This is a genomic window from Marmoricola sp. URHA0025 HA25, assembly GCF_054059435.1.
Genome location: NZ_JBSSCD010000001.1, coordinates 3344701 through 3354728 on the forward strand (window position 1 = coordinate 3344701; position 10028 = coordinate 3354728).

At 68.0% G+C, this 10028-nt stretch carries 12 protein-coding genes; 4 read left to right on the forward strand and 8 right to left on the reverse strand.

Translation table 11 applies throughout. The features are described 5' to 3' along the window. Positions 1 to 7 precede the first annotated feature (7 nt). From ACVW00_RS16515 to ACVW00_RS16535, 5 genes are read right to left on the reverse strand one after another with little or no spacing between them, the layout of a single operon-like run. On the reverse strand, positions 8 to 244 hold the full coding sequence (locus ACVW00_RS16515) for a hypothetical protein (RefSeq protein WP_457111986.1): 237 nt from the start codon (positions 242 to 244) through the stop codon (positions 8 to 10). Further along, complete coding sequence (locus ACVW00_RS16520) at positions 222 to 1085, reverse strand: hydrogenase maturation protease (protein ID WP_457111987.1); 864 nt, start codon at positions 1083 to 1085, stop codon at positions 222 to 224. Before ACVW00_RS16520 ends, ACVW00_RS16515 begins: the two co-directional genes overlap by 23 nt. A gap of 6 nt (positions 1086 to 1091) precedes the next feature. After that, the gene (locus tag ACVW00_RS16525; protein ID WP_457111988.1) at positions 1092 to 2702 is read right to left on the reverse strand and encodes a nickel-dependent hydrogenase large subunit; all 1611 of its coding nucleotides are present in this window, start codon (positions 2700 to 2702) and stop codon (positions 1092 to 1094) included. A 51-nt stretch (positions 2703 to 2753) separates the two neighbouring features. Further along, positions 2754 to 3725, reverse strand: a complete 972-nt coding sequence (locus ACVW00_RS16530) for an NADH-quinone oxidoreductase subunit B family protein (RefSeq protein ID WP_457111989.1) — start codon at positions 3723 to 3725, stop codon at positions 2754 to 2756. Continuing rightward, on the reverse strand, positions 3726 to 4310 hold the full coding sequence (locus ACVW00_RS16535; protein ID WP_457111990.1) for a DUF1641 domain-containing protein: 585 nt from the start codon (positions 4308 to 4310) through the stop codon (positions 3726 to 3728). A gap of 204 nt (positions 4311 to 4514) precedes the next feature. Between ACVW00_RS16535 and ACVW00_RS16540 the strand changes: the two genes are divergently transcribed. Genes ACVW00_RS16540 through hypB form a run of 3 tightly spaced genes read left to right on the forward strand, consistent with a single transcriptional unit; the run spans position 4515 to position 6703 of the window. Then, on the forward strand, positions 4515 to 5573 hold the full coding sequence (locus ACVW00_RS16540; protein WP_457111991.1) for an AraC family transcriptional regulator: 1059 nt from the start codon (positions 4515 to 4517) through the stop codon (positions 5571 to 5573). 3 nt (positions 5574 to 5576) lie between these two features. Then, positions 5577 to 5918 (forward strand): hydrogenase maturation nickel metallochaperone HypA, encoded by a 342-nt coding sequence (locus ACVW00_RS16545; RefSeq protein WP_457111992.1) that lies wholly within the window; start codon positions 5577 to 5579, stop codon positions 5916 to 5918. Beyond that, entirely contained in the window at positions 5918 to 6703 is a 786-nt protein-coding gene (gene hypB, locus ACVW00_RS16550; RefSeq protein ID WP_457111993.1) for a hydrogenase nickel incorporation protein HypB, read from the forward strand. Before ACVW00_RS16545 ends, hypB begins: the two co-directional genes overlap by 1 nt. A gap of 92 nt (positions 6704 to 6795) precedes the next feature. On the opposite strand, the gene ACVW00_RS16555 is transcribed toward hypB, so the two are convergent. Both ACVW00_RS16555 and ACVW00_RS16560 read right to left on the reverse strand, forming a co-directional pair. Beyond that, positions 6796 to 7677, reverse strand: coding sequence for a hypothetical protein (locus tag ACVW00_RS16555; protein ID WP_457111994.1), 882 nt, complete (start codon positions 7675 to 7677; stop codon positions 6796 to 6798). Further along, entirely contained in the window at positions 7674 to 8687 is a 1014-nt protein-coding gene (locus ACVW00_RS16560) for an SPFH domain-containing protein (RefSeq protein WP_457111995.1), read from the reverse strand. Before ACVW00_RS16560 ends, ACVW00_RS16555 begins: the two co-directional genes overlap by 4 nt. 93 nt (positions 8688 to 8780) lie before the next feature. On the opposite strand from ACVW00_RS16560, the gene ACVW00_RS16565 reads away from it, so the two are divergent. Continuing rightward, complete coding sequence (locus ACVW00_RS16565; RefSeq protein ID WP_457111996.1) at positions 8781 to 9506, forward strand: NUDIX hydrolase; 726 nt, start codon at positions 8781 to 8783, stop codon at positions 9504 to 9506. A gap of 310 nt (positions 9507 to 9816) precedes the next feature. Here the strand turns inward: ACVW00_RS16565 and ACVW00_RS16570 are convergent, their stop codons facing one another. After that, a complete protein-coding gene (locus ACVW00_RS16570) occupies positions 9817 to 9942 on the reverse strand; it encodes a hypothetical protein (protein WP_457111997.1) in 126 nt (41 codons plus the stop codon). Between the last annotated feature and the right edge of the window lie 86 nt (positions 9943 to 10028).

Sequence of the window (10028 nt, forward strand, 5' to 3'; positions counted from 1 at the left end):
TCGCCCTTCACCCATGGATTGGTCCCGAGATGTCACGTTCTGCCGTTCGCTTGATCAGGTCGGCAGCGATCTGGGCCCGCCTCTCGGTGAAGTAGGTGCCGACGCGGCGCCGCACCACCTCGTCCTCGAAGACGACGACGATCTCCACGTGCCACTGTCGCCGTTCCTCGACGACGACCGTGTCCACGGCGTACGCCGGGTCACGGTTGACCTTCCGGCCGTCACTGGTCTCGCCCATCTTCATGCAGCTCCCTCGGTTCGAGGTGGACGACGAGCACGCCTCGCTCGTCGTCCCACTTCGTCCGATGCTCTCCCACGGGGAGGTCGTCCGACAGGGTCTCCCGCACCAGGAGGACCCGGTCACCCGCGGAGTTGCGGACCTTGAGCAGCTGGCCGCCGTTCGCGGTGCTCTGCAGCGGCACCAGGAGAAGAGCGGCGGCTCCCCCGGAATCTTGATCGAGGGCCAGCCCGCAGGCGCCGCCGGGGAAGAACTCCTCGGACAGGGCAGCGGAGATCCGCAGGTACCCGCCCTCGGTCACCTCCACGGTGCTCGTGTCGCCGAAGGCGGGGTCGGGGAAGAACTCGCTCCGGACCAGGTTCGCCACCTGCACCATGGCTCGTCGCACGGGTGCGCTGAGCTCGGCACCAGGGCTCAGGGGGCCGGCCTCGATCAGGAACACCGTCACGTCGGTCGGGCACTCCGGACCGAGCAGCCAGCGGGAGAACGCCAGCGCGTGGTCCCAGCGGAACGAGTGCGTGTGCAGCCCGTCGATCGGCGGCAGGTCGGCGAGCTCGCTCCCTGGGACGCGGAAGATCGTGCCGGCCTTCTCGCCGGTGCTCGATGCATCCACGATCACGACTCGCGCGGCACCACGCATCTGGAACGCCACGTCCATGCCGGCTGTGCCGCCGTCGACCATCCGCACGGATGCCGGGACCCCGAGGTCCCACAGGTAGCGGATCAGGACCGGGCCGACGGCGTCGTCACCACGCAGGATGTTGCCGCACCCGATCACCAGCACGTCGCACGGCGCCGGTGCGTACCCGTCGTCGAGAAGCTCGTGGAGACCGGGCGCGGCAGACATCGTCGTTCAGCCCATCCCGTTGATGACGAACTTGTTCAGCTCGCGGCCGGTCTTGCCGTCGTACGCGTGGACGGTGCAGACCAGGCAGGAGTCGAAGCTGCGCGCCACGTGGCCGAGCTCGACCGGGTCGTCCTGGTCGACGATCGGCGAGCCGACGAGCGCCTGCTCGATCGGGCCGAGCACCTCCTGGGCGTCCCGCGGACCGATGTTCCATGCCGTGGGTGTCACCACCTGGTAGTTCGCGATCTTGCCGTCCTCGATGACGATCCAGTCCGACAGCGAGCCGCGTGCGGCCTCGGTGGATCCGAAGCCCTTGCCGGAGACCAGCTCCTCGGGCGTCGTGTAGAACGAGCCCTGCAGGTCGAGCTGGCCGATCCAGTCCATGACCCACTTGAAGTACTTCGGCGCTTCGTGCATCCGCGCCATCTGGCGGACGAAGACCGACGGACCCTTCTTCAGCAGCAGGTCCAGGAAGAGCGGGTCGTTGTCCTGGTGTGCCGCAGCTCCTGGAGCTGCTGCGGCGATCCGGCGCGCGAGCGGGCCGGCCTCCAGGGGCACGTGGCCCATCCCCGGCACGTCGTACCGCGGGGACTTCGCCCAGCTGTACTTGCCCTGGCCGCGGCCGACGGCCGGGTCGATGGGCTTCGTCTCGCCCTCCCACGGATGCAGCGGCCGGTTGCCCTCGTAGAACGAGTGGGTGACGTCCTCGGCGACGCGCATGTGGTCGAACTCGGAGAACGCTCCGTTGGCGTAGACCCCGGACCGGTTGATCAGTGCCTGGTTGCGCCCGTCGACGGTCGGGTTCTCGTAGAGCTCCGGGTCGAAGTACGTGCCGGTGGCCAGGTAGTTCCCGACTCCCCCGCCGTAGGCGTCGAGGCCGACGTCGAGGCAGTAGCGGATGAAGAACCCGCAGTCGGAGTTGTACTGCGACTCGTTCTCGTTGACCCAGGCCTGCATGTCCTCCCAGGTCTCGATCTCCAGCCAGCGGTCGACGGAGCAGCCCAGCCACTCCTTCTCCAGCCAGTTGTCCTTCCAGTGGTTGAGGATCGCGGTCGCGCGGGTGACGTCCGAGAGGGTCGGAGCGCTCATCACGCCGCCGGGCACCATGAAGCTCGAGTGCGGCCACTGGCCACCGAAGATCGCGTAGACCTCGACCGGCTTGTTCGAGAGCACCACGCCCTTCTGGTACGCCGTCCCGACGTACGGCGCGAACCGCCGCACCGCCTCTTCGTACATGGGTGACTTCGCGTAGTTCTTGTTCACCAGGTCCACGGCGAACAACGCGTAGAAGTAGCGCGGGATGGACTGCAGTGTCTCGCAGGCCTGGGCGATGTTGCGGATGAGAGTTGCGTTGTGCGGGACCTGGGTGTTCCAGGCGGTGTCGAGGGCGTAGCAGGCCTTGTAGAGGTGGCTGCCACCGCAGATGCCGCAGATGCGCGGCGTCACGATGAGGCCCGCCTGCGGGTCCTTGCCCTGGAGGATGATCTCGAACCCGCGGAACATCGCGGCTTCGGTCCACGCGGAGGTGACCACACCGTCGGTGATGGTCACCCGCACGTCGAGATCGCCTTCGACTCGGCCGAGGGGGCTGACGAAGAGGTCAACGGAGGACGTCATGTGTTCTCGCCTTTCAGGCAGGGAGGCTGGCGGTGGGAGTCGAAGAGGTGGTCAGACAACGAACATGTCCTCCTTCGACCACTGCGGGGCCGCGATCCGGGCGGCAGCCGCATGGGCCATGTACGTGAGGTGGTCGGCTCCCTCCGGCACCTCCTGCGGAATGACGCCACTCACCTTCTGCGTCTTGAAGACCGTGTCCTTCGCGAGGTCGAAGAACGGGAACTCGGGCTCGGTGCAGCCCAGACAGGGCATGCCGGCACGGGTCTTGGAGGACTGCCGGTTCCAGAGGATCCGGTTGCACGGCGAGTGCGTCATCGGCCCACGGCACCCGAACTCGTAGAACAGGCATCCGGTCCGGGTGCCTTCGCCGAACTTCGTGGTCGACTGCTTGTACTCGAAGAACTGCACGCGGGTGCAGCCGGTCTGGGTGAAGGTCTTGAAGAACGTCTCGGGACGATGCAGGTCGTCCAGCGTGATGTCGCCGGCGCGACCGGTCGCAAGGGCGACGATGATCTGGGTGATCCAGTCGGGGTGGGAGGGGCACCCCGGGATGTTGATCACCGGCAATCCCGACTTCGACTTGAAGTCGGCGCCGAGGAAGCCGCCCTTGGCCCGCTTGTGGAACTGCAGGCCGGTCGACGCCGACGGGTTCGGCTCCATGGCCGGGATGCCGCCCCAGCAGGCACAGTCCCCGATGGCCACCACGATCGAGGCCTGGTTGGCGAGCTCGGTGACCCAGTCCTTCATCGGGCGGTCCGCGAACATGTCGTAGCGGCCGGAGCCGTCGGGACCCTCGATCACGGTCCCTTCGAAGACGAAGATGTCCAGGGGCCTGGCGCCGGTCGCGCAGTCCTTGAAGATCTTCTGGGCGTTCTCACCGAGCTCGAGGCCGAGGGAGGGGTGCCAGAGGAGCTCGAGACCGAAGTCCACGATGAGGTCGACCACGTTGGGTTCCTCGGCGTTCAGGAACGACATCGTGTTGCCGGAGCAGGCTCCGCCTTGGAGCCAGAGAACTGACGACATCTACTGACCTTTCTGTTGGTCCGTGGCGAGCACACGCCCGACGGCCTTGAGGATGCTGAGGGTGTAGCCGAGTCCCCGGGCGATGTCGGGGTCCTTGAGCTGGCGGTACATCGACATGGCTCCCTTGACCTGGATCGGCTGCTCGGCTGCGTCGGACGCACCCTGGTTCACCGCATTGGCCAGCAGCCCGATGTGGGCGAGGGAGTCCGGTGAGAAGATGTCTGAGTCGAGCATGTTGCCGAGGTAGTCCTCGTCAGCCACCCGGGTGAGAGCAGGGGTGAGTTTCGGCAGCGCGGCGGAGAGCGCGGCGAGGCTGCCGACGACTCCGGCCACGTCCACCGGCTCGGCGGGCATCGTCGCGTCCGCGACCGTTCGCAGTTCCGTGACGCTGTCGGCCAGCGCCTCGCCGATCACTTCGCTCCGGCCGATGAACCCGTCCAGCCCGACGACGAGGATTGCGAGCAGATCCACGTGGTCCAACAAGTTCTGGAGGCCGGCGGCAACGCGCGGATCCTCGAGCCGTTCGACCAGTGCCGCGAGCTCAGGCGAGCTCGGCGGCGAAGTTTCGGGAAGGCTGTGGGTCATGGATCCCTCCTCGGGATGAAGAGCCGCCGGACGTCGAACGACGCCGTGTGGTCCACATCACGTTAGGGATGCCTATCTTGCGCTGGCTATCGCTTGAACGCAGTCGCTATCCAATTCGCGCAAACGTATTGCCCCGGATGCGATGGATAGAGGAATCTTCGATCAGCGGAGGTCCTCTTTCCGCGCTCACCGAGGAGGCACCGCGTGTCCCGGTTGTCCAAGCTCGGATTCATCAACACCCGCCGTACGCGGCTTCCCGTGCGGCAGAGGATCCGGTCGCGCGGCGTGCCGACGGCCTTGTCGGAGCACGAGGTGTTCCGCACCGACGACCAGGACGAAGCGGCGGAGCTGGTCAGCAAGGTGCTCGGTCCGACGCGGCTGTATGTGAGGGGCCCTGACCCGACGGCGTTCCAGGCGAGCCTCCACGCGATCCGGCTCCGCGACGTCAGCCTCGCTCACCTGGACTTCCACGTCGGGATCGCGATCGACGTCCCTTCGACCGGTGATCACTACACCGTGCACATGCCGACCACGGGGCAGGCCCTCTGCAAGTACAACGGCACGGTCATCCAGGTCGCGAACTACCAGGGGATCGTCGCCAACCCGGGCACGAACCTGCACCTGGAGCTGGGCGACGACACTCCCCAGGTCCTCGTCCGCATCGAGCGCGACGCCCTCGAGCGGCAGCTGTCGCGGATGCTCGGCCGGAGCATCAGCGAGCCGGTGTGCTTCGACCCGCTCTTCGACCTCACCACCGACGAGGCGGTCCGCTGGCACGGTGCCATCCAGCTCCTCAGCAGCGAGGTGATGACCAACCGGTCGCTGATCCAGCAAGGACTGGGGGGAGGTCCGATCGAGGACCTGATCATCTCCTCGTTGCTCCTGGTGCAGAGGTCCAACGTCCGTGACGACCTGGCCCGGGCAGGGAGACGACTCGGCCGTCGTTCGGTGCGTCTCTCCATCGACTTCATCGAGCGCACCCTCGCGCAGCCGATCACCCTCAGCGACATCGCCCACAACACGCACATGAGCGCGCGGTCGATCCAGCAGGGCTTTCGCGAGGAGCTGGGGACGACGCCGATGGCCTATGTCCGCGAACGCCGTCTCGAGCGCGTGAGGGCCGAGCTCGCGGACGCCGTACCGAGTGACGGGGTGACGGTGACCGCCATCGCCGAGCGCTGGGGCTTCTCGCACCTCGGGAACTTCGCCGTCACCTATCGCAAGCGCTTCGGCGAGTCGCCGTCGCAGACGCTGAGGAAGTGAGCCGTGCACGAGCTGTCCCTGTGCAACGCCATCCGGGAGGTCGTCGATCGCGCCGCCGAGGGGCGCGAGGTCGACACCGTCCACCTCCAGGTCGGCAAGTTCCGGCAGGTCGTTCCCGAGACTCTCTGCTACTGCTGGGGCCTGGTCACCGCAACATCGCCGCTCGCCGGCTCGACGCTCTCCATCGATCACGTGGACATCCGGCTGCGATGTGCCGCGTGCACTCTCGAAACCACACCAGAAGGACCGTTGGCCCTGATGTGTGCCAGCTGTGGGAGCGGCGACGTTTCCATGATCACCGGCGAGGAGTTCCTCGTGACCTCGCTCGACCTCAAGGAGTCCTGATGGGCCGCTTCCACCGCCACGACGACGGCACAGTGCACGAGCACGAGCACGATCACGAGCACGCACACCCGCACGAGCATGATCACGACAATGACCACCACGGCGACCACTCGGCGTACGAGACCGGGGCCGAAAGGGTCATGGTCCTGGAGCGGATCTTCGACGAGAACGATCGCGCAGCGGCGGCAAACCGCTCAGACCTCGACGCCGCCTCGGTGGTCGGGGTCAACCTGATGTCGTCACCGGGCGCCGGGAAGACTGCCCTGCTCGAGCGCACACTGGCTCACCTCGAGGGCAAGGTTCGCGTCGGCATCGTCGAGGGCGACATCGAGACGAGCATCGACGCGGACCGCCTCTCGGGCCACGGCGCCCAGGTCGCCCTGCTCAACACCGGCGACGGTTTCGGCGGGGAGTGCCACCTGGATGCACCCATGGTCGCGAAGGCGTTCACCGATCTCGACCTGCCGTCGCTCGACCTGCTGATCGTGGAGAACGTCGGCAACCTGGTGTGTCCCGCCGAGTTCGACGTCGGCACGCACCACGGCGCCATGGTGTACGCCATCACCGAGGGTGAGGAGAAGCCGCTCAAGTACCCGGTGATGTTTCGATCCGTCGATGCCGTCGTGGTCAACAAGATGGACCTGCTCCCCCACCTCGACTTCGACCTCAGCCTGTTCGAGCAGAACCTCGCTCGCGTCAACCCGAAGGCGAAGGTCATCCACGTCAGCGCGCGCACCGGCGAGGGGATGGACGAGTGGTACCGCTGGTTGGGCTCGCTGACGTAGTACGTGGCCTGCGGCGGGACGACGCACGGCCGAGACGTGCGGTGTGACTGCGGCCAGGACACGGTCAGGACCGCGGGCGCGCGGGACGCCCGCTACCCCACCATGTGGAGGGTCTGGTCGGCGACGGAGACTGACAACGTCTGTCCCCAGGTGAGGGTGAGACGGTCATCCTCCATGCCGTCCCCGAACGCGACCAGGCCGTCGGACTCGATGTCGACGCGGAGGTCTGCCTCGGTGAGCTCGCCCTCGGTGAGCGCGGTGCTCGTTGCGGGCGAGGGCCACGCCTCGCGGACGAACCAGAGGAGGCGTCGTTCGTCGGGAGACGGCAGCGAGAGACGGCTGTGGCGCTCGAGCCACGTGGACCGACACCAGCCGGTCGACCCGGTGCCGGTCGCGACGATGATGCCCGAGGAAGCTTGCCGCTCCCGACTCCCGTCCGGCGGGCGGATCGCATACCTGGCGGTCTGGTGGGTGGGCTGCCCGACGTAGACCTCGTTGAGGGCGACAAGTCGCTGCCCGTCGTCGGTCGTGGCCGCCACCATCGTGCGGTGCTGCGCGATCGACAGGTCGCGAAGGAGCTCTGCCGCGTCTGCTGCCGGATGGGTGACGAGGACTCCCGGATTGCGGAGTGGCTCGGGGTCGATGCCGAGCACGGGCTGGCCGTCGAGGTACTTCGCCACGTTGGCGACCAGGCCGTCCTGCCCCACGATGACGACCACGTCGTCCGGAGCGAACAGGAACCGGTCGAGATCGGTCCGCTCCACCCGCCCCGCCCGCCAGTCGGCAGGAATGGCCGCGCTCACGGCGTCGAGCGCCTGCCGGTCGGCATGGTGACGCTCCTCGAGCTCTTCCATGCTCCGACCGCGCGTGGAGAGGAAGAACGCGGCCTGCCCCTTGGTCCCGTGGCGCGCTACGAGCTCCTCGAGCTCGGTACGACGGTGCACGACGACCGCCCGCGGAGGCAGAGCGCTCACGACGCCGCCGCCTCCCCGATCGCTCCGAACCGTGCCAGCACCGGAGCCAGCAGGTCCGGAGTCAGCACGAGGCTGTTGATCTGGGGCAGGTTCGCCGCGAGCTCCTTGACCGCCAGACCGAACAGGATCGCCTCGGGCAGGTCGCGATAGGCAGCGAGTCGCGCGGCCTCGGCGTCACCTTCGGCCAGGCCGGTGACGCGCGTCGCTTCCGCCTGGGCCTCGGCGAGCCGCTGGGCACGCAGGGCCTCGGCCTCAGCGGCGATGCCGTCCGCCGCGGCACTCTCCTCGGCCTCGCGCCGCGCGTTGGTTCCCCGTTGCGCGACCAGCTGCTCCTCGCGGCGCGCCAGCTCGATCCGGGTCTGCAGCTCGTTCTCGCCGATCGCGCGCTCCCGCTCGACTGCCAGGGCACGGCGCTCGAAGGTGGCCTTGTCGGCATCTTGCTGCACCTGCTCGCGGGTCGGCGTCCTCAGCGCCTTCTCGACCTCCGGCTCCGGCCGCAGTGCCACCACCCTCACTCCGACAACGGCGATGCCGGTGTCGACCATGCGTCCGTCGTGGGTCAGGCCCTGGGTGATCGCGTCCCGGATGGGCGCGACGCCGCCGGCGAGCGCCTGCGTCAGGTCGATGGTTGCGAGCATGTCCATCGCGTATTGCTGGGCGGTCTCGGTCAGCAGCCCCGCGACCTGGTCCAGCGGAGCGCTGCGCCACGCGCCGGTCTCGGGATCGATCGAGAAGTCGATCCGCGTGATCGCGATCGAGGGATCGGTCATCCGGTAGGTGACCGTGGCCTGCACGGTCACGTCCTGGAAGTCCGCGGTCCGGGCGTGGAACAGCAGTGGCAGCTCGCGGTCGTCCATCGGCACCTCCGAGAGCACCGCGCTGAGCGGACGGAACCAGAACGACGCCCCCGTGCCTGCGTGTACGGAGCGGCCGTTGCGGACGTGCTCCACGTGCATGGTCGTGGTGCCGCGCAGGTGTCGCGTGAAGGGGTAGCGGGTGATGTCGGCCATGATGGCCACCTCCATTAATCGTCGTTATGACGATAAGTGTGCTCGCAAGACGCCTTCTCGTCAAGTAGACGATAAAAGGGTTAGGCTGGGTGCATGAAGGGCTACGAGCCGTCGGACTACCCCGCCGTCGCGGTGACGGTCGACCTGGTGGTCCTGACGATCCGCGACGACGAGCTGTGTGCACTGCTCATCCGGCGGGGCGAGGCGCCGCACAAGGGCCAGTGGGCACTCCCGGGCGGGTTCGTCCAGCCGGACGAGAACCTCGACGAGGCCGCGGCGCGCGAGCTCCACGAAGAGACCGGCCTGTCTCCTGACGACGTGCACGTCGAGCAGCTGGCGACGTACGGCGCTCCTCGTCGCGACCCGCGGATGCGGGTCGTCAGCGTCGCCCACCTCGCCCTGGCTCCGGACCTGCCGTCGCCGGAGTCAGGCTCCGACGCAGCAGCCGCACGATGGACCCCCGTCACGTCGATCCTCGACCACAGCAAGCGGCTCGCGTTCGACCACGCGCAGATCCTCGCTGATGGGCTCGAGCGTGCACGCGCGAAGATCGAGTACACCTCGCTCGCCTCCGCCTTCTGCGGCACGGAGTTCACCATCGCCGAGCTGCGCAGGGTCTACGAGGTCGTCTGGGGCGTCACGATCGACGCGCGCAACTTCCACCGCAAGGCGACGAAGACCGTCGACTTCCTCGAGCCCACGGGCAGGACGACGACACGCGACGGCGGCCGCCCTGCGCAGCTGTACCGACGTGGTCCGGCCGAGCTTCTCACTCCCCCGCTCATCCGCGCCGGCCACGACGGCCGGCAGGCCACGTGACCAACAGGGGTTCCGGCAATCCGCTGGCCACGGCAGGCCCTCCTCGCACCGGACTGCCTTCCTTCTCGATCCGACGGCGTCCCGGCACGCTGCCTGTTCGGCCGCCAGCAGCGTCGTCCCGAGCCCGATCATCATCACGCCGCCGGCGGTACCGAGTGGCGTCGAGGCGCTGGGGCCTGCGCGGCATCGCCATCCTGAGCTACCACCCCAAGCCGCCGGCGACGACCTGAGCACCAAGCCGCGCAGTACGCAGACCCGGAAGTCGGTCGAGTGGTCCCAACCCTGCGCGGGTCCCGGCGCCGCAGGAACGTCAGTGGACCTCCGCGCCCAGGGCGAGCTCGAAGCCGGCACCGTTGCGTGCCAGGCCCATGAGCAGGAGACCGGCCTGCTCGAGCAGCGGCGCTGCTTGCCGACGGCCTGGCGACGTCAGCTCCACCTCATGCTCGACGCGTACCGGGCAGAGGGCGCCACGCAATCCCTGAACCGGCGATGACCGACGAGCAGCTGTACGACGCCATGGTC

Excerpts from the sequence above, each read along its gene's own strand:
- ACVW00_RS16530 (WP_457111989.1), bottom strand. The coding sequence starts at position 3,725 with ATGTCGTCAGTTCTCTGGCTCCAAGGCGGAGCCTGCTCCGGCAACACG.
- ACVW00_RS16515 (WP_457111986.1), bottom strand. The coding sequence starts at position 244 with ATGAAGATGGGCGAGACCAGTGACGGCCGGAAGGTCAACCGTGACCCG.
- ACVW00_RS16525 (WP_457111988.1), bottom strand. The coding sequence starts at position 2,702 with ATGACGTCCTCCGTTGACCTCTTCGTCAGCCCCCTCGGCCGAGTCGAA.
- ACVW00_RS16535 (WP_457111990.1), bottom strand. The coding sequence starts at position 4,310 with ATGACCCACAGCCTTCCCGAAACTTCGCCGCCGAGCTCGCCTGAGCTC.
- ACVW00_RS16560 (WP_457111995.1), bottom strand. The coding sequence starts at position 8,687 with ATGGCCGACATCACCCGCTACCCCTTCACGCGACACCTGCGCGGCACC.
- ACVW00_RS16520 (WP_457111987.1), bottom strand. The coding sequence starts at position 1,085 with ATGTCTGCCGCGCCCGGTCTCCACGAGCTTCTCGACGACGGGTACGCA.
- ACVW00_RS16565 (WP_457111996.1), top strand. The coding sequence starts at position 8,781 with ATGAAGGGCTACGAGCCGTCGGACTACCCCGCCGTCGCGGTGACGGTC.
- hypB (WP_457111993.1), top strand. The coding sequence starts at position 5,918 with ATGGGCCGCTTCCACCGCCACGACGACGGCACAGTGCACGAGCACGAG.